The 16,714-nt window shown below is 65.5% G+C and carries 18 protein-coding genes and 1 pseudogene; 13 read left to right on the forward strand and 6 right to left on the reverse strand.

The features are described from left to right. Window positions 1–28 precede the first annotated feature (28 nt). Window positions 29–166 carry a hypothetical protein gene (locus tag CSW60_RS23600; RefSeq protein ID WP_201722970.1) on the forward strand — a complete coding sequence of 46 codons (138 nt, stop codon included), beginning with the start codon at window positions 29–31 and terminating at the stop codon, window positions 164–166. Window positions 167–187: 21 nt separating this feature from the next. Here the strand turns inward: CSW60_RS23600 and CSW60_RS05595 are convergent, their stop codons facing one another. Together CSW60_RS05595 and CSW60_RS05600 are read right to left on the reverse strand one after the other, a co-directional pair. Continuing rightward, window positions 188–568, reverse strand: coding sequence for a hypothetical protein (locus tag CSW60_RS05595; RefSeq protein ID WP_099536303.1), 381 nt, complete (start codon window positions 566–568; stop codon window positions 188–190). A 94-nt stretch (window positions 569–662) separates the two neighbouring features. Then, window positions 663–1,001, reverse strand: coding sequence for a DUF1491 family protein (locus tag CSW60_RS05600; RefSeq protein ID WP_099536304.1), 339 nt, complete (start codon window positions 999–1,001; stop codon window positions 663–665). Between the two features lie 64 nt (window positions 1,002–1,065). On the opposite strand from CSW60_RS05600, the gene CSW60_RS05605 reads away from it, so the two are divergent. Beyond that, window positions 1,066–1,956, forward strand: a complete 891-nt coding sequence (locus tag CSW60_RS05605; protein WP_099536305.1) for a hypothetical protein — start codon at window positions 1,066–1,068, stop codon at window positions 1,954–1,956. Window positions 1,957–1,975: 19 nt separating this feature from the next. Here CSW60_RS05605 and CSW60_RS05610 read toward each other — a convergent pair whose 3' ends face one another. Beyond that, complete coding sequence (locus CSW60_RS05610; protein ID WP_099536306.1) at window positions 1,976–3,700, reverse strand: HAMP domain-containing sensor histidine kinase; 1,725 nt, start codon at window positions 3,698–3,700, stop codon at window positions 1,976–1,978. A gap of 193 nt (window positions 3,701–3,893) precedes the next feature. Between CSW60_RS05610 and CSW60_RS05615 the strand changes: the two genes are divergently transcribed. The 6 genes from CSW60_RS05615 (at window position 3,894) to CSW60_RS05640 (ending at window position 7,959) form a co-directional block, all read left to right on the forward strand. Next, on the forward strand, window positions 3,894–4,688 hold the full coding sequence (locus CSW60_RS05615) for a sensor histidine kinase KdpD (RefSeq protein WP_099536307.1): 795 nt from the start codon (window positions 3,894–3,896) through the stop codon (window positions 4,686–4,688). A 45-nt stretch (window positions 4,689–4,733) separates the two neighbouring features. Next, window positions 4,734–5,168, forward strand: a complete 435-nt coding sequence (locus CSW60_RS05620) for a SufE family protein (RefSeq protein ID WP_099536308.1) — start codon at window positions 4,734–4,736, stop codon at window positions 5,166–5,168. After that, window positions 5,161–6,111, forward strand: a complete 951-nt coding sequence (locus tag CSW60_RS05625) for a rhodanese-related sulfurtransferase (RefSeq protein WP_099537561.1) — start codon at window positions 5,161–5,163, stop codon at window positions 6,109–6,111. Before CSW60_RS05620 ends, CSW60_RS05625 begins: the two co-directional genes overlap by 8 nt. Before the next feature lie 59 nt (window positions 6,112–6,170). After that, window positions 6,171–6,620: a PA2169 family four-helix-bundle protein gene (locus tag CSW60_RS05630; protein WP_099536309.1), complete on the forward strand. Its 450-nt coding sequence runs from the start codon at window positions 6,171–6,173 to the stop codon at window positions 6,618–6,620. A gap of 80 nt (window positions 6,621–6,700) precedes the next feature. After that, window positions 6,701–7,021, forward strand: coding sequence for a helix-turn-helix transcriptional regulator (locus CSW60_RS05635; protein WP_099536310.1), 321 nt, complete (start codon window positions 6,701–6,703; stop codon window positions 7,019–7,021). Window positions 7,022–7,209: 188 nt separating this feature from the next. Continuing rightward, window positions 7,210–7,959: a glucose 1-dehydrogenase gene (locus CSW60_RS05640; protein WP_099536311.1), complete on the forward strand. Its 750-nt coding sequence runs from the start codon at window positions 7,210–7,212 to the stop codon at window positions 7,957–7,959. On the opposite strand, the gene CSW60_RS05645 is transcribed toward CSW60_RS05640, so the two are convergent. Beyond that, window positions 7,956–8,678 carry a DUF6456 domain-containing protein gene (locus CSW60_RS05645; protein ID WP_201722971.1) on the reverse strand — a complete coding sequence of 241 codons (723 nt, stop codon included), beginning with the start codon at window positions 8,676–8,678 and terminating at the stop codon, window positions 7,956–7,958. The genes CSW60_RS05640 and CSW60_RS05645 overlap by 4 nt on opposite strands. Beyond that, window positions 8,675–8,878: pseudogene (locus CSW60_RS05650) on the reverse strand (chromosomal replication initiator DnaA); the annotation flags it as partial. The gene CSW60_RS05645 and the pseudogene CSW60_RS05650, both read right to left, overlap by 4 nt. Before the next feature lie 56 nt (window positions 8,879–8,934). Between CSW60_RS05650 and CSW60_RS05655 the strand changes: the two are divergent. The 3 genes from CSW60_RS05655 to CSW60_RS05665 all read left to right on the forward strand — a co-directional run bounded on the left by CSW60_RS05655 (window position 8,935) and on the right by CSW60_RS05665 (window position 12,726). Then, window positions 8,935–10,707 (forward strand): recombinase family protein, encoded by a 1,773-nt coding sequence (locus CSW60_RS05655; RefSeq protein WP_099536312.1) that lies wholly within the window; start codon window positions 8,935–8,937, stop codon window positions 10,705–10,707. Between the two features lie 114 nt (window positions 10,708–10,821). Further along, complete coding sequence (locus tag CSW60_RS05660; RefSeq protein ID WP_099536313.1) at window positions 10,822–11,982, forward strand: hypothetical protein; 1,161 nt, start codon at window positions 10,822–10,824, stop codon at window positions 11,980–11,982. A 177-nt stretch (window positions 11,983–12,159) separates the two neighbouring features. Continuing rightward, window positions 12,160–12,726, forward strand: a complete 567-nt coding sequence (locus CSW60_RS05665) for a recombinase family protein (protein ID WP_099537563.1) — start codon at window positions 12,160–12,162, stop codon at window positions 12,724–12,726. Here CSW60_RS05665 and CSW60_RS24345 read toward each other — a convergent pair. Further along, window positions 12,716–13,981 carry a flagellin gene (locus CSW60_RS24345; RefSeq protein ID WP_099536314.1) on the reverse strand — a complete coding sequence of 422 codons (1,266 nt, stop codon included), beginning with the start codon at window positions 13,979–13,981 and terminating at the stop codon, window positions 12,716–12,718. The two genes, CSW60_RS05665 and CSW60_RS24345, sit on opposite strands and share 11 nt — an antisense overlap. Window positions 13,982–14,152: 171 nt before the next feature. Between CSW60_RS24345 and CSW60_RS05675 the strand changes: the two genes are divergently transcribed. Further along, window positions 14,153–15,730 (forward strand): HAMP domain-containing sensor histidine kinase, encoded by a 1,578-nt coding sequence (locus CSW60_RS05675; protein WP_143324122.1) that lies wholly within the window; start codon window positions 14,153–14,155, stop codon window positions 15,728–15,730. Next, on the forward strand, window positions 15,723–16,325 hold the full coding sequence (locus CSW60_RS05680; RefSeq protein ID WP_099536316.1) for a response regulator transcription factor: 603 nt from the start codon (window positions 15,723–15,725) through the stop codon (window positions 16,323–16,325). The genes CSW60_RS05675 and CSW60_RS05680 overlap by 8 nt, the downstream gene beginning before the upstream one ends. Window positions 16,326–16,714: the final 389 nt, after the last annotated feature.

Genomic DNA, 16,714 nt, shown 5'->3' on the forward strand with positions numbered 1-16,714 from the left:
TCGTCGGGTGTCTGGAGGAAATCGAACGATGGCCCTGCTCGACCATCACCGTCCCCAAAGCCGGCAACATCCCGCCGGCAGCGCCTTGTGCTTTGGGATCACGATCGCCGGCCTGGTCGGCTTGGCCGTGACCATCAGTTGGCTGATGACGTTCGTTAAGTTCTAGAACGCGGCGCTCGATAAGGCTCTAGGCGGCCAAGCGCTGCCAGACCTGACGGTCGGCCTCGGCGTTGGTCAGCGCGCCAGCATTCTGGCGATGCAGCAACGCGCCCATGACTTCCACGCTCAGCTGCACGTAGCGCGCCTGGACGTCCTCGACCTTGCAGCCGCGCGCGGGCGCGATGAACAGGGCGGCGTTGATATCCGGCGCCTTGGTGATGATCAGCGCGGCCAAGCGCTGGGCGCGTTCGATGTCCTTGTGCTGCAGCAGCGGCTCTTCCGAAAACAGCTCCTTGCCCAGATCCAGCACGCTGTTCAGCGACAGCTTGGCGAAGCGATCACGCGTCACCGGCGGCGCCAGTTCGCTGGGGTCGAAACTGAGAATGACGTCGTTCATCAGGAAAAGCATGGGCGTCACGGACTCGGCGGCTACGGGCGAAACACGTACCCGATCCGGGCTTTCGGTCCGGTTTAGGATCAGGGTTAATGTCGTCCGTTAGCCATCAGGACGGATCGGGCTCGACTGGCTCGGTGAGGAAATGGCGCCCCTCGCGGTCCTCGATTTCAACCAGCCAGAGATCAGGATCGATGCGCGCCGCGCGTTCGACATAGGCGTCCAGATCGGGCTCGAACACCGACCTGACCGGCTGCATCCAGAAGCGCTCGCCATCGCCCCGCATGGCTTCGCTATAGAGCCGGGCGGTCCCGTCACGGCGATTGACGATCTTGACCAACACCGCGCCGGCGCGCGCGTCGCCCTTGCGCGCCACCGCGGCGAAGGCTCCGCCCAGCTCCGCGCGTCGGATCAGCGCGCCGACCCAAATGTCCGTCGAAAGTAGCATGCTAACCGAACCGCAACCCGGGATGGCCTAGAACCGCCCCTCCGAAAGTCTCACCCATAGGCCAATGACGTCCGCAGAGCATCAGAAAGGTCGAGCCCGCCAGGGGATGGCGGCGATCGCGCTCGCGGCGATGTTGGCCGCGCCCACGGCGCCGCGCGCGGCCGAGGCGGCCGACCAGCTCTACGAGCGCACGCTGATGACCGCGGCCGACGCACGCTGCCGCCTGTTCGCGCCGCAGATCGCCGCGGCGCTGGACGCCGCGCGCGCCCAGGCCCGCGGCGCGACCCTGCGCTCGGGCGTCAGCGAACCGCAGGTCGCCGCCCTCGAGCAAAGGGCCCGCGCCAAGGCCGCCAGCGCCGCCTGCAATTCCAAGGACATCACGCTGGCCGCCTCTCGGGTCAAAGCCGCCTTCGACGGCTACGCGCAGATGCAGACCATGACCTATCCTGGCGATGTCTCGTCGTGGAAGGCGGACCGGGCCTCGTCGGCGACCATCCCGTTCTGGCGCCTATCGCAGATGTCGGCCTTCGGGGCGGATCGACTGATGTTCGGCCTGGCCGGACGCAACAAGGCCGTCACCGCCGTCGCCACGTTCGAGAACGGCCAGCGTCCTTACGCGGCGCGAGTCATCCTGCGCGACACGAAACGCACGCTCGGTCCCTATATCGCCAATCAGTCCGGGCGAGCGCTGACCGGCAAGGTCGCCCCGCGCAATGCGAGCCTGGTGTTCAACGCCGAGACCCGCGAGGAGGCCCCGCCGACGTTGCTGCCGACCGGCGCCAAGTCGGGACTGGCCTTCCGCTTCCCCGTCGCGGTCGCCGAGGCGATGTCGCAGCTGGACCCGCGCGAGGCGGTCACGATCGAATTCGTCTTCACCGGCCGCGGCGATGAGATGACCCGCAAGGCCTATGTCGAGGTGGGCGATTTCGCGGCGGGCCGGGCGTTCCTGCGCTAGAGCCCTAGGAGACCTTGGATCAGCGCGGTGCGAACGCGATGACGTTGTCGCCCAAGCTGGTCGGCGGCAAAGGCTCTTGCTCGACGGGAGGCGCGGGCTCCGCCGCCTTGGCCGGCAGAGCCGCCAGCAGGACCGGCAGCCGCACAGACACCGTGGTTCCGGCGCCCAGGCGGCTTTCGATCGCCATTTCACCGCCATGCAGCTTGGCGAAGGCGCGGACCAGCGACAGGCCAAGACCCGTGCCGCGCGCCCGCTGCTCGGCGCCGCCGGCCTGTTCGTAGGGTCGGCCCAGCCGCTCGAGATCCTCGGGGCTGATTCCGACGCCCGTGTCAGCCACGACGATCTCCAGCACGCCATCATAGCCGTCCAGCGTCACCGTCACTTGGCCGCCGCGCGGGGTGAACTTCAGGGCGTTGGACACAAGGTTCAACACAATCTGCTTCAGGGCGCGGCGATCGGCGTCGACCTCCAGCTCGCCTTGCGGCAGGACGCCGCGCAGCTGGACGCCGGCGGCGTCAGACTGCACCCGCAGCAGGCGCATCGCCGCCTGCACGGCCTCGCGCGCGTCAAAGACGCCGCGCTGAAGTTCGAACCGCTCGGCCTCGATCTTGGACATGTCCAGCACGTCGTTGATCAGGTCCAGCAGATGGCCGCCGCTCTCGTGGATCAGTTCGGCGTACTCGGCATAGCGGTCGGTCAACGGACCGAACATGCGCGCCCGCATGATGTCGGAGAAGCCCATGATGGCGTTGAGGGGCGTGCGCAGCTCGTGGCTCATATTGGCCAGGAAGCGCGCGCGGCCAGCGGCGAGGCCCTCGGCGTCGGCGCGGGCCTGTTCCAAAGCGGCGGCCCGGTCGCGCTCGGCCGTCACGTCACGCAGCACCCCCACCAATTGATTGGGCGCCACGCGCTGCAGATCCAGCGTCACGAGACGCTCCAGTCCCTGCGCCGGAACAAAATCGAGACTGGCGGCGCCGTCGCGATGCGCCTGGGCGATCGCGGCGGCCAGGCGCGGCCGATCCGCCGGGAGGGCGGCCTCGGCAAGGCCGCGCGTCATCAGTTGCTCGGTCGACAGACCCAGCGGCGCGGAGCCGCGCACGGTGGTCACCTGCTCATGCCCGCGCACGGCGATCGCCAGATACGGCAGGCCGTCCAGCAGGGTTTCCAGCCAGCCGATCTCCAAAGCATCGCGATCCTCGCGCAGCCCCTGACGACGACGGCCGATCAGCAGCCCGGCGGCAAGGCCCAGGCCCATGGTCACAAGCGCCAGGAAACCCAGAAGGAAAGCCAGCGGCCCGGTCGGCGCGGCCGGCGCTAGGCCCGAAAGCTGGACCAGAGCGGCGACGCACCCGCCGATCAGGGCCAGCGCCGCCCCTTCGGCCAGCCGCTTGGGCCGATCCATGGTCGAGGCCGCGGCGACGGGAGCCAGGCACCAGGCCGCCATGGCGCCGGAAACACCACCGGTCAGGGCGGCGGCGGAAGCTCCGCCCACGGCCCAAAGCACTAGCAGCAAGGATTCGGTCCGCTCGCCCCCCCGGGTGAACATGAGCGACGCCAAGGCTGGCGCGGCGCCGGCCGCCAACGCGCTCCAAACGGGCCAGGCGCTGGCGTCGACGACGAATAGCGCCGCGGCGGAAGCCAGGCAGACAGCGCCCAACCACCCCAGACGCCAGGCAAGCGCGGGGTCGAATCCCGCCTGTGCGGCGGGACGGCTGATCGGGTCTGGACGCGTTTTGAGTTCCAAGGCCGGCCGGTTTCGACTGTGGCGAGAGTCGCCGTTCCGTGAAGCCTAACGCGAGCGGCGTATTCCGGCCAAGCGCGCACAATCGTTAAGCGAGGTTAACGGCGGACTTCGCTGTGGACGGAAACGGAATCGTAAGCGCCTTGCGTCATGGTCCGCCTCTGATTGGTGCGGACAGAAGGTCCGGGAGTTCGTAATGCCAGAACCGGCGTCCCTGGACGCATCGCTTATCGTCCCCTTCGCGGACGCTGTCCCGGCTGAGCGTCGGACAGCCGCGGAGGAGCGCCGCCGCGCGGCCTTGGACGATCGCAAGCGCTCCTTCCTGCGTATGGTCAGCCATGAGCTGCGCACGCCTCTGAACGCCGTCATCGGCTTTTCGGAGATTTTGTCGCATGAGCTGTACGGCCCGCTCGGCGCGCCGCAGTACCGCGAATACGCGCAGATCGTGCACGAAAGCGGCGTGAAGCTTCTGAAGCTGGTCAATCAGATCGTCGAGATCGCGCGCCTGGAAGGCCACGTCACCGACATCAAGATGACGCCCGAAAGCCTCGACGAGGCGTTGGAGGACGTGATCGAGGGCCTGCGCCCCGAGATCGCCCGCCGCGAGGTCATCATCCACATCATCGGACAGGGCGCCTTGCCGCTGGTCATCGCCGACAGCCGGGGCCTTCGCTCCATGCTGTCGAACCTGCTGCAGAACGCCGTGACCCACTCGCCGGCCGGCGGCGTGGTTCACGTGGCGGCGGGCCGGATCGGCGCCGAGGTCGAGATCACCATCCGCGACCAGGGTCCGGGCGTGGACAGCGCTGAATTGCCGCGCCTGCTGCAGCCTTTCGAGCAAGGCGGCTCGCCGCTGACCCGCGCCAACGAGGGCGTGGGCCTGGGCCTGCCGATCGTCGACCTTTTGTCGCGCGCCATGGGCGGCCGGCTGAAGCTGTCGTCCAGCCTGGGCGCGGGCTTCCTGGCGAGGCTGATCCTGCAGGCCGGCTGACGCCGCGCTTGCCTTGGACAGGCGAAGGCGCCTAAACGCCCGCCCATGACCAACCCGATCGACGCCGCCCTCGACGAACTGGCCGACGAGTTCGAACTGCTCGGCGACTGGGAAGAGCGCTATCGCTATGTGATCGAACTCGGCAAGGACCTTGCCCCCCTCACCGACGCCGAGCGCTCGGAAGAGAACAAGGTGCGCGGCTGCGCCAGCCAGGTGTGGCTGGTCACCGAGCCGCAGGCCGACGGGACCTTGGCGTTCCGCGGCGACAGCGACGCCCATATCGTCAGCGGCCTGGTCGCCATCATACTGCGGCTCTATTCCGGCCGCGCCCCCGCCGACATCGTCGCCTTCGACGCCAAGGCCGCCCTCGACCGCCTGGGCCTGTCCGAGGCCCTGTCTTCGCAACGCTCCAACGGCCTGAAGTCGATGGTCGCCCGCATCCAGCGCGACGCCCAGGAGGCGCTTGCAGACCGTGGCTAGGTATCGCGTCGCCGCGCTCTACCGGTTCACCCGGTTCGAGGATCCGGCCGCGATCCAAGGCACGCTGGCGGCCCTGTGCTGCGGCCTCGGCGTCAAGGGCACCCTGCTGCTGGCGCGCGAGGGGATCAACGGCACGATCGCCGGCGAGGACGCCGCCATCGAGGCGGTGCTCACCTACATCCGCGCCCTGCCCGGCTGCGCGGATCTCGCTCCGAAGACCGCCTGGGCCGAGCGCATGCCGTTCTACCGGATGAAGGTGCGGCTGAAGAAAGAGATCGTCACCCTGGGCAAGCCCGATCTCGACCCGACCGATCCTGGAACCTATGTCGCGCCCTCAGACTGGAACGCTTTGATCAGCGACCCCGACGTCGTCGTGATCGACACCCGCAACGACTACGAGGTCGCGGTGGGCCGCTTCGAGGGCGCGATCGACCCGAAAACCGCCAGTTTCTCCGAATTCCCGACATGGTTCCGCGACTGGCGCGCCGAGGTCGAGGCCGCGCGCGGTCCGGACGCCGCGCCGCTGAAAATTGCCATGTACTGCACCGGCGGCATCCGCTGCGAGAAGTCGACGGCGTTCCTGAAGTCGGAGGGGATCGAACAGGTCTTCCACCTAAAGGGCGGCATCCTCGACTATCTGGAACAGGTGCCCGAGCCCGAGAGCCTGTGGCGCGGCGAATGCTTCGTGTTCGACGAGCGCGTGGCGGTCGGCCACGGCCTGACGCCCGGAAGCCATGTGCTGTGCCGAGGCTGCCGCATGCCGGTCAGCCCCGAGGACCAGGCCTCGCCCCTCTATGTCGAAGGCGTCTCCTGCCCCGCCTGCCATGATCAGCGGACGGAGGACCAAAAGGCCCGCGCCGCCGAGCGCCACCGTCAGGCCCTGCACTGCGAGGCTCTGGGCATCGACCATGTGGGCGCGCAATTGCCCGCGAAGATGGGCTGAACCCTTCGGCCTCGCCCCGCGTTGACACGGCTCCCCTTCCCCAAGCGAGGAGCCGCCCCATGCATACCAACGAAGATCACATCAAGCTCGTCAACGGCCTGGTCGAGACCACGATCGACAGCGCCGACGGCTATGCCGAGGCCGCCAAGGACGCCGACAACAGCCGCTACAAGGAGCTGTTCGAACGCCGCGCCCAGGAGCGCCGCTCGGTCGCCTCGGAACTGCAGGACGAGGTCCGTCGCCTCGGCGGCGATCCGAAGGACGACGGCACCATCCTGGCCGCCGCCCACCGCGCCTTCCTGAACCTGAAGGACGCCATGACCAAGGGCGACGAGGCCGTGGTCAACGAGGTCGAGGCCGGCGAGGACCACATCAAGGCCAAGTACGAGAAGGCCATGCAGGACACCGATGTCGATCCCCAGACCCGGGCCGTGATCGAACGCGCCTGGACGTCGGTGAAGTCCGGCCACGACCAGATGCGCGATATCAAGCATATGCTGAAGCACTAGACGTCTAGCGGGATGTTGAAGGGCGGGACCGCGAGGCTCGCCCTTTTCCGTTATTTGCGTCCGCGCCCGCGACCCCGCATATGAGGGTCATGGAAGACGCGCCGCGCCCCGCCTCCGCCGAACGCCTCGTGCTGGACGAGCGGCAGGTCAATCTGATCGCCAAGGCGCTGGCCGAACCGCGCCGCCGTCAGATCCTCAAGGAAATCGGAACCGCCAGCGAACCGACGCCCTGCGGCGCCGTCGCCCAGCACATCGAGGTCAGCGCCGCCACCTTCTCGCACCACATGAAGGAGCTGGAGAACGCCGGCCTGATCCGCATCTGCCGCCAGGGCAAGTTCGCCTTTCTGGTGCTGCAGCGCGACGTTCTGAACGCCTACCTGGCGCAGCTGGCCGAGATCTAGGCTTCCAGCGAAGCCTCAGAGGCGCGCCCAGACACCCAACGCGCGGCGATGAACGCGATCGGGATCCCGACCAGGATGCAATGCGAGAACAGGGCGTCGGCCCTGAATTCGTCGGTCCCGCCTTGAAGCACTTCGATGATTATCTAATTGTCTAATCGATCGCCGGTTGGGCGATGGAGAGACAGATCATGAGCAAGCTTGCGGGTAAGGTCGCCGTGGTGACCGGCGCGTCGAAAGGCATCGGTGCGGGGATCGCCAAGGCGCTAGCGGCCGAAGGCGCGGCGGTGGCGGTCAACTACGCGTCCGACAAGGCCGGCGCCGACAAGGTTGTGACCGAGATCACCGCCGCTGGCGGCAAGGCCATCGCGGTGCGGGCCTCGGTCGCCAAGGCCGAGGACGTGGCTCGGCTGTTCGACGCGGCCCAGACCGCGTTCGGCCGCATCGACATCCTGGTCAATAACGCCGGCGTCTACGCCTTTACCCCGCTGGAGGCGGTGACCGAGGCTGAATTCCGCCGCCAGTTCGACACCAACGTTCTGGGGCTTCTCCTGGCGTCGCAGGAGGCGGCCAAGCGCTTCGGTCCGGACGGCGGCAGCATCATCAACATCAGCTCGTCGGCCGTGACGCTCGAAATCCCGGCCTTCTCGATCTACACGGCCACCAAGGCCTCGGTGGACGCCATCACCCGCGTGCTGGCCAAGGAACTGGGGCCGCGCAAGATCCGCGTCAACGCCATCGCGCCCGGGGCCGTCGAAACCGAAGGGACCCATACGGCGGGGATCATCGGCTCGGATTTCGAAGCCCAGATCGTGGCCGGCACGGCCCTGGGCCGCATGGGCCAGCCATCGGACATCGCGCCGGTCGCGACCTTCCTGGCCTCGCCAGACAGCTTCTGGATCACCGGCGAGGTGATCGCCGTGGCGGGCGGCAACCGCTAGACCATCCGATAGTGCCGCGCCAGGCGCTGCAGGGCGAGCTTCAGCACCGTCTTGCCCGTCCGGCGCGGCAGCTTCAGCGCGGACTCGGCCGCCTCCAGCGCCGAGCCCATCAGGCAAATCCGCTCCAGAATCTCGCGCAGGCCAGGCCCCACCGCCTCCAGGGCGCGGGCGACCCGCTGGCGGGCGGCGTGGTCGCGTTCGACGGGCGCGAGGCCCGGCGATCCGCCGTCCACGCGCGAGGCGTCCCAGCGCATGGTCAGGCGACCTTGGGTTCCCAGGCGCTCATAGTCTTCGCGCAGGCGTTCGCCGGCGGCGGCCTCGATCGGCGTCAGCCAGGGCTGTCCGTCGCGATCGCGGCGACGGGCCAGCCAAGCGATCGGCGACTCCCCAAGATTGCGCCGGACAGGCTTTGACGCTCCGGGCAACAGGACTTCGCCGTCGATGACGCCCGGCCGCCCCGGCGGCGGCGTCATGGGAGGCGGCCGATCGATCATGCTCCAGCCGCCTTGCGGACGGGGCCTCAACGTCGCCTCGCGGGCCAAGGCCTGGAAGCCGGCTTCATCCAAAATCAGCATCGGGCGGCGGCGGCGGTTGGCGCCCAGCCGTACGCCATAGCCCCCGCCCTGCGCCTCGACGACCGCGCCAGGGCGAGCCAGCAGCCGCATGGCGCGCTCGGCTTGGCGGCGGGCTTCTAGGTCCTGATCAAACGTCTGGCTCATTGCGGCAGGGCCTCCGCATGGGCCGGCGCCTGGCGCAGGCAAGCCTCGAGCTCGGCCAGGCGGCGGTCGAAGTCGGCGTTCTCGCGCAGGTCCTCGATCTTGCGGCAGGCGTGGCCGCAGGTCGTGCGATCGCGGCCGAACGCATAGGCCACCCGGTGCAGCGGCCAGTGGAAGGTGATGTGGGTCAGATAGATGGCAATTTAGACAGACGTTAAGCAGATAAGCTTATCTAAAGTTCGGATGGAGCGCCGCGTTGATGCAAGCCTATGTCTACATTCGCTTCTCCACGCCCAAGCAGGAAAAGGGCGCGTCGAAGGAGCGCCAAGCCGAAGACTGCCTTGCATATTGCGCTCGAAAGGGTTGGCCAGTTGTTGAGGTCCTTGAAGATCTAGGCAAGTCGGCCTGGAAAGGCGATCACCTTAAATCGGGTCAGCTCGGACGGTTCGCTGAACGCGTCCATGCTGGTGAGATTGCGCCGGGGTCGGTGTTGGTCGTGGAAAAACTTGACCGACTTAGTCGACAAGAGGTGCGTACAACCCAACGCTGGCTGGAGGATCTATGCGCTGCAGGCATCGCCATCGCGACCGTTTCGGGGGATCGCGTCTATGACGACGAGAGCCTACGCGGAAGCCTCATGGCCACCCTAGAGGTGCTGCTAATTGGCAAGCTGGCGCACGACGAGAGCCAGAACAAAAGTGACCGGATCGGCGATAGCTGGCGACGTAAGCAGGAGAAGGCCAAGGCAGGTGTCGTGATGACGACAAAGACCCCTGGTTGGCTCCGAGTGACCGAAGACCGATCCCGCATCGAAGAAATCCCAGAACGGGTCGCGCTGGTGCGGGAAATCTACGAACTTGCTGCGAACGGCTACGGTGCCAGAGCGATAGCGCAGACCCTCAACAAGCGCGGCGCGCCCTCATTTCGCGAGGCCTGGAAGGACGGACAGGTCGTCGGCTGGACGCACGGCTTCGTGGGTGACTTGCTGCTCAGCCCGAGCGTCGAGGGCGAGTATCATCCAAACTACCGAGCCAAGAAGCGCAACATCTCCACGGCACCGATCCTGGGCTACTACCCGCGTGTCGTTGACACTGACCTAGTGGCTCGTGCCAGAGCCGCTATCACCTCTCGCAAGGGCCAAGGCGGACGGTATCGCCAGAACATGTCGAACCTGTTCCAGGGCGTCTGCGTCTGTGGGGCGTGTGGTGGTCGAATGACAACGCGGCGAACCCGGAGGACGCTCGCTGGCGGGACCAGGGTTCATTACAACTACCTGCAATGTGCGAACGCCATGGCGGCGCTCAAATGCGAACAAAGGGAATTCTTCGACTACGCGAAGTTTGAGCCAGCCGCGCTCGACGCGATCTTACATCTCGCGCTCAATGACAGCTTCTTCCAAAAGGCTGCATCCAGCGTGCAGCTTTCGATCAAAGTAGCTGAAATGGAGAAGGAACTTGCGTTGGCGCGCGACGCCGCGCGCCGACTGGTCCGGCTCCTCGCCACGATGGATGACATGCCCGAAGTTGAGGACGAGCTTCGCGCGACCAAGCAAGCGATGCACGAGCTTGAACAGAAGATCGTCTCCACCCGGAACGAGCTCACGGTCGCAAATGGGCGGGTTAGCCCGGACGAGCATCTGCGGCGCGTCATCGACGTGCGTTCGGTGATTGAAGATGACGACGAAGACGTGCGGATTGCGGCCAGACTGAAGGTCAACGAGGCGATGCGCGCGGTGGTAGATCAGGTCCGCTGCCAGGTTGATCAGGACGGAAACCGAGCGATTGTCATGATCCTCGTCGGCGGACTTATGGCCTTCAAATTCGACAACGAAGGCACGCTGCTTCAACAAGTCGATCTCACCAGCCAAATGCTATTTGAAGAGGCCATGGCTGCGAGAAAGGCGGAGCGATCGGGGGCGACGGACAACATTCGCCAGCCGGCAATGTCGCTAAGGCATGGGGTAACAGGGCAAGACCCACGAAGAAACGCCCAGCTTGACGCGCTGCTACGTCGGCTACGTCAGTCGTCCTGACGGCGAGCTTAGATAACTGGCACAGCATAGTCAGAGGAGCGATCGGTCGCTTGCAGCCTTGCCGTTCTTCATGAGTCGATCTGTGGGCGAGTTGGAGTGGTGGGGAGAGGGCTTGTGGACAAGGTATTCAGTCGTCAGGCGCTCTACGATCTTGTCTGGTCTGAACCTGTCAAAACGATCGCGCAGCGTTTCGGCATGTCGGATGTTGCCTTCAAGAAATACTGCGTCCGCGCCGGCGTCCCCGTTCCGGAGCGGGGCTATTGGGCCAAGTTGGCGGCGGGCAAGCCCGTAACTCGTTTTCCTCTCCCTACGCGCGATCCTGGCGCGAATGACGACGTCCGCATCGGGCCCATAGAATACGGAAAGTTCGACGCCGAAGCGGAGTTGGCGAAGCCGCCGCCGGAACCACCGGTCTTCGCCGAGCATCTCGATGCCGTGAGGTCTCGTGTCGAACGGCGACTTGGGAAAGTTAAAGCGGTGCGAGATTTAACGAGCCCGTGCGCCGGTCTGCGGAGATTGCTGCAGGACGACGCCAAGCGGGCCGCCAGACAGCAGGCCAGCGCCTACAGCTTCTCTTGGGATAGCCCGCAGTTTGACAGCGGGTTTGAGAAGCGGCGGCTGAGAGTTTTAAACAGCCTGGGCTTAGGCCTTGCGAAGGTTCAAGTTCGTCTCGATGCTCGTGGCAGGACAGGCCGAGACGTCATCGCTGCTGTCGGCGACACAACGATCAAGCTCCAGCTAGACCATCCGTCGGCCAAGGCGAACCAACATGGCGAGTGGAAAGTGCGTGAAGGACCTGCGGCCGATCTTCGTCTGCTCGTAGGCCCCGTCAGAGAGCGCGCTGAAGGCTATCGTGCCGTTTGGGAGGATGATGCCGACGGCAAGCTTGAGGACAAGATTACGAGCATCGCCCTGGAAATCGTCGTCGCTGGCGAAGCCGAATATCGCGCCGGGCTTCTTAGGGGGCACGTCTGGGCAATCGAGCGACGAACTGAGTTGGCGCGCGAAGTCGAAAAGCATCGAATTGAGGCTGAGAGGCAAGCCCGTGAGCGGCGCGCCGCCGCTATCAAGGCTCGCCGTGAGCACCTCTTTGGGCAAGCTAAGGATTGGAGGACGGCCCAGGATATTCGCGGCTTCGTCGCTGCGGTCCTGGCCCAGTCGGCGAAGACGCCCGATGAGCTCGCTGCCTGGGCCGATTGGGCGCTTCTGGAGGCCGACGCGCTAGATCCCGTGACCGCCGGTAATCTGTCGTTGCCCGACCTGTCGGATATGTAACAGCCGCGATAGGCGGAAGCCGCCCCGCGCGACTGGATGTACGCGAACACACGTTGGATCGCCTTAGACTACACCCATACGCGACACGCGCCGGTGCCCTGCGAGGCGTCTTAATTAGGTTGATTTCCGTCCTATAAGACACAATCGCGAATGGCCTTAGACCCAAAGGAGAAGGCCATGCTCGTCGGTTACGCCCGCGTCAGCACCACCGAACAGTCCCTTGAGGTTCAGCTTGATCAGCTCGCCCAGGCCGGGGTCGAGAAGGTCTTCAGCGAACAGCGCAGCGGCAAGAGGGCGGCCAATCGGCCCGAACTACAACGGGCTCGAGATTTCTGCCGCGAGGGCGACACGTTCGTGGTCACGCGCCTCGACCGCTTCGCCCGAAGCGCCGCCGACCTTCACCGCACCGTCGAGCAGCTCACCGCCAAGGGTGTCGGTTTTCGATGCCTGCAGCAGGGCGGGATCGACACCACGACGACCCACGGCAAACTGATGCTCGGCATCTTGGCCGCCGTAGCTGAGTTCGAGCTGGACATTCGCCAGGAACGGCAACGGGAGGGCATCGAGAATGCCAAAGCAAAGGGCGTCTATCGCGGACGGAAGGCTTCCATTGATAGGAACGCGGTGAAGCGGATGAGCTTGGACGGGATGTCGGCGCGATCGATCGCGGAGCGCCTGGGCTGTTCGCCAGCCAGCATCTACCGGTTAGCTGGAAAGCCCGCTGTGGACGTCCTCAGCCTTTAAAAAGGGCCAGGATCCACTGAGGCGCGGCGTTGGCGATCGCGAGCGCTTTGGTGGCGAGGCTCTCCTTGATCTGCCCAGCTTGAAGCTTCGCGCTCTCCTTGCCCAGATCGGCGTCAACGAGGTTTCCCACACCGGTCTCTAAAGCGTCGGCAAGGCGCCCGTTTTGTTCGATAAGCCGATCGAACGAACTCGCGCGCTCGCCGTAGTAGGTTGCGGCGTCCACGGCCTGTCCGAGGGCAGCGTCGAGACTGCCGAACAGTTGGGCGGGCTCATTCCAGTCGATCGCTTCGAGCTTCAAGGCGTTCAGCGTCATGGGGCGCGCAGCGACGCCTTCGAGGTCGCCGCTCGAAGACCTGACGAACTCATAGTTGGTCGCGACCGATGCCAGAACCGATGTGGTGGTGGTCGTCGTGGTCGGCGTGGGGAGTGGATCGGTAGGTGTCAGAACGACGTTATTGATCTGCCACCCGGAACCGCCGAAATGCTCGTTAAAACGGAACTCCAATGACTGGCCGTTCGCAGGATCATAATCGAAGCTGAGAACATTCTGGAATGTGACCGGCGTCCCGGGCGCGACCGCTACCCCGCCAGGCGCGTAAGGCTGACCGGTCGCTGCCACGCGTCGGGTCCCCTGCCAGACCTCGACGACATCCAAGGCGCTGTAGGTGTCGATATCAAGGTCGATCCGGCCGGGCGCTGCGCCGCCGTTCACCGCAAAGGTTCGACTGCCCGAACCGGACGTGTAACCGACCAGGCTGGACATCGCGGGCGGGGTGTAGGGTGAAGTCACCGTGGTGTAGGTGGTGCTGGTCTGCGTCACCGTGGTGGGCGTCAGTATATCCGCCAACGGCTTCTTGCCGTCGAACTCAGCCAACATCGCCGTGCGATCTACCTGACGAAGCAGAGCTTCAATGTCTGCGCGGATCGAAGCCTTGGCTTGCGCGCTCAACGAGGTGTCCCGATACGCGACCGCCTTCTCCCGCGCTTTCTGCAAAAGATCTGTAATTGCGTCCAAGCCCGCCGAAGCTGTCGCGATGAGGGACTGACCTCGCGCGAGGCTGTCATTGGCGACGGTCCAGCCACTCCGCTCCGCCGACATCATGGTGGCGATCGAGTTGATCGCACCATTGTCTTTGGCCGAGGCGACAACCTTTCCGGTGGCGATCCGGTTGCGGCTCGTCGCCAGTTCCTTTTGCGATGCGGCGAGTGCCTGCCGTGCTTGGTTCGCGGCGGCGTTGGTATTGATAGACGCCATCTAAGAACTCGACCGCGCGCAGCGGCTAAGCGAGGCGGCAGCCTGCCGATGGGCAAGTGCGCTTCGCGAGGGGAAAAACACACCCCATGGCTAAACAGCGCCGCACAACCTCTGCTATCCGGGCTGAACCCGGATAGCGCTCTCGTTGACCGCCCTACAGTAAAGCCGAATATGGATTTGGACCGCGCTCAGCCCCCGAAGACTTACGTCCTATCTCCGTTCGGCATGGTCCTGATCGCGACCTACGCTGTTCTGTTCGCGGTGCTGCATTCGCTGGCGAGGACCTGGGGCATCACGATCTACAGCCTCTGGTATCCGATCGCCGGCGTCCGCTTCGCGTTCCTTTGGCGCTATGGCGCGAAGTTCGCATGGCCGTTCGCGCTCGCCGAGCTGCTGGTCCAAGCCTTCTGGGGGCGTCTGGACAAGCCGCCGATGGAGGCGCTGGTTTTCGGTTTGAGCGTGGTGTTGCCGCCGCTGGGTTACGGGCTCGGCATCCGTTTGGTGCGGGCGGCGCGCAAGGAAAAGCCCGAGAAGGAAACTGCCCTGTCGATGGCGATCGCCATGGCGGTCGCGCCAGCGGTGGCGGCGAGTTTCAGTCTGCCTTGGGCCTTCCTCGATCAGCGCGCATCCCTGATCGCGCATGTCGTGGATCGGCTGGCGGCCATTCTTACCTTCCTGATCGGTGACGTGCTGGGCGTTCTTCTGCTCGCGCCGCCGTTGCTCTGGGCGTTGGCGCTGCGAAGCGCGAAGAGCCGTCATGCGCCAAAGCGCCTGACGACGCCTCGGGTGTTCGAGGGTGCGGCAGCGGTCGTGCTGGCCTTCCTCGTCTCATGGGTGGCCTACAGCGCCGAGTTGGGTGTGCGCCTGGAGCCCTTTGTTCTGGCGACCGTGTGGATTGGTCTCCGTCTTGGGCCCTGGGCCGCTTGGAGCGTGGCGGCGTCCACGGCGCTCTACGTGCTGTTTGGTCTTCCCGCCGCGACGCCGACCGCTGATCGGGTGGAACTGCACCTCCTGGCCGCCTGTATCGCTGTCGCGGGCTATCTGGCGGGAGGCTACTCCGACGCCGAAATCCGCCACGCCGCCGAGATCACCCAGCGTGATCGGTTGCTGTTCCAGGCCGAACGGCTGAAGACCCTGCGCGCCATGTCCGTGGCGATCATCCACGAGATCAGCCAGCCGCTCTCGACGCTGGCTGTCGAGGCCAAGCATCTGCGGGAAGCCAGTCAAGCCGGGTCTATCGGGGACGAAGATCTCAAGTTCACGGCGCAGCTAATCGAGCGCAAGAGCAGTGGCCTTGCCGAACTGGTGCGCACGCTACGGCGCTTTGGCGCGCGGACGACCGAACCCGCCACGCTAGTCGCGCTTTCGGAGGTCGCCAGCGAGGCCGTGACGGTTGTTCAATCGGAGGCCAAGGCCCTGAAGGTCAGGCTAGAAGTCGAAGGCGCGTCCCGCGAGCAGATCGTGGGCAACGCGCTGGAGCTACAGCAGGCCTTGGTCAATCTGCTGCGCAACGCGATGTCCGCCTCGCCCGGAGCGAGCGTGATGGTCCGTCTGGGCTCCACGCCTGCGAGGGCGTTTTTCGCCGTCGAGAATACGCCAACAGCCACCGCGGCTGATGGCATGGGCGTCGGGCTCATCATCGCGCGGACGATCGTAGAGGCGTCCGGGGGCGAGCTGAGGCGAAGCGACATCGGCCCAAGGGTGATCTATCGCGCCGATTTTCCGATTAAGGCGTTCGAGCATGGCTGACGCCATCTACGTTATCGACGATGACCTTGACCTGGCGCAGAGCCTCGCGCGCCTGTTTGGGCGTCACGGACTGGAAGCGCACGCTTTCGCGGATCCGGCAGGGCTCCCTAGTGTGCAAAGGGGCGGTGAAGGCGGGCTCTGCATCGTTACGGACATCATGCTCGGCGACGACAACGGCTTTGACGTCGCCCAAAGCATACGCGCCTGGGCTCCGAGCGCGGCGGTCCTGTTCATGACGGCTTGGCCCCACACCGCCGACGCGGTGGACGCGATCCGGCGGCATGGGGGCATCGACTATCTTGAGAAGCCGATCGACGAGGAGAGGCTTCTGCGGTCGGTTTCCGAAGGTTTGGCCTGGAGCCGGGAGCGGACCCTTGCCGCCCGAGCTATTGAGCGGCTGTCCGCTCGCGAACGCGAGGTGCTGGGGCTGGTCGCCGACGGCAAGAGCAGCAAGGCCATCGCCAATGTGCTTGGCCTGTCCTTGAAGACCGTGGAGGACCATAGGGCGGCGATCAGAGCCAAGACCGGCGCTCATCTCCTCGAGGACTATGTGCGGCTCGGACGGGCGCTACCGATAAATCTCGGTGATAAATAGATTTGACGGATGCGCCGCAACGCGCCGAGGAATTCTGTATGCGCCTTATGGGCGACTACAGCCCCCGGATGGGAGTTGCGGCCCACCGGGGGTCATTCTTTGGCCCGACATAGCCGCAACAACTAGTCAGCGACAGCAACGGCGAGAGCCACCGGACTTAGACGGGCGCGAAGAGGCAGCGGCAGCCAACTGGAACGAAACCGACTTCGGCCCGAGAGGAACCCCGTGCGTCGTGGACTGCCAGGCCTATTAGGCGAAACGGTCGCGTCGGCTGATGGCCGATTGAAAAGAGCTGGCGGGTTTAGTCTCCCGGTCCAGAACTTCGCCGGTCGGGCTTCGTAGCGACCGTCGAAGCACCGAAGCGGTCCTATATGGACGGGATAACAGAA

This window comes from Caulobacter sp. X (assembly GCF_002742635.1).
GTDB lineage: Bacteria > Pseudomonadota > Alphaproteobacteria > Caulobacterales > Caulobacteraceae > Caulobacter.

Coding starts and splice junctions, on each gene's coding strand:
- CSW60_RS23600 (WP_201722970.1), top strand. CDS start 29: ATGGCCCTGCTCGACCATCACCGTCCCCAAAGCCGGCAACATCCCGCC.
- CSW60_RS05595 (WP_099536303.1), bottom strand. CDS start 568: ATGCTTTTCCTGATGAACGACGTCATTCTCAGTTTCGACCCCAGCGAA.
- CSW60_RS05600 (WP_099536304.1), bottom strand. CDS start 1,001: ATGCTACTTTCGACGGACATTTGGGTCGGCGCGCTGATCCGACGCGCG.
- CSW60_RS05605 (WP_099536305.1), top strand. CDS start 1,066: ATGACGTCCGCAGAGCATCAGAAAGGTCGAGCCCGCCAGGGGATGGCG.
- CSW60_RS05615 (WP_099536307.1), top strand. CDS start 3,894: ATGCCAGAACCGGCGTCCCTGGACGCATCGCTTATCGTCCCCTTCGCG.
- CSW60_RS05620 (WP_099536308.1), top strand. CDS start 4,734: ATGACCAACCCGATCGACGCCGCCCTCGACGAACTGGCCGACGAGTTC.
- CSW60_RS05630 (WP_099536309.1), top strand. CDS start 6,171: ATGCATACCAACGAAGATCACATCAAGCTCGTCAACGGCCTGGTCGAG.
- CSW60_RS05635 (WP_099536310.1), top strand. CDS start 6,701: ATGAGGGTCATGGAAGACGCGCCGCGCCCCGCCTCCGCCGAACGCCTC.
- CSW60_RS05640 (WP_099536311.1), top strand. CDS start 7,210: ATGAGCAAGCTTGCGGGTAAGGTCGCCGTGGTGACCGGCGCGTCGAAA.
- CSW60_RS05645 (WP_201722971.1), bottom strand. CDS start 8,678: ATGAGCCAGACGTTTGATCAGGACCTAGAAGCCCGCCGCCAAGCCGAG.
- CSW60_RS05655 (WP_099536312.1), top strand. CDS start 8,935: ATGCAAGCCTATGTCTACATTCGCTTCTCCACGCCCAAGCAGGAAAAG.
- CSW60_RS05665 (WP_099537563.1), top strand. CDS start 12,160: ATGCTCGTCGGTTACGCCCGCGTCAGCACCACCGAACAGTCCCTTGAG.
- CSW60_RS24345 (WP_099536314.1), bottom strand. CDS start 13,981: ATGGCGTCTATCAATACCAACGCCGCCGCGAACCAAGCACGGCAGGCA.
- CSW60_RS05675 (WP_143324122.1), top strand. CDS start 14,153: ATGGATTTGGACCGCGCTCAGCCCCCGAAGACTTACGTCCTATCTCCG.
- CSW60_RS05680 (WP_099536316.1), top strand. CDS start 15,723: ATGGCTGACGCCATCTACGTTATCGACGATGACCTTGACCTGGCGCAG.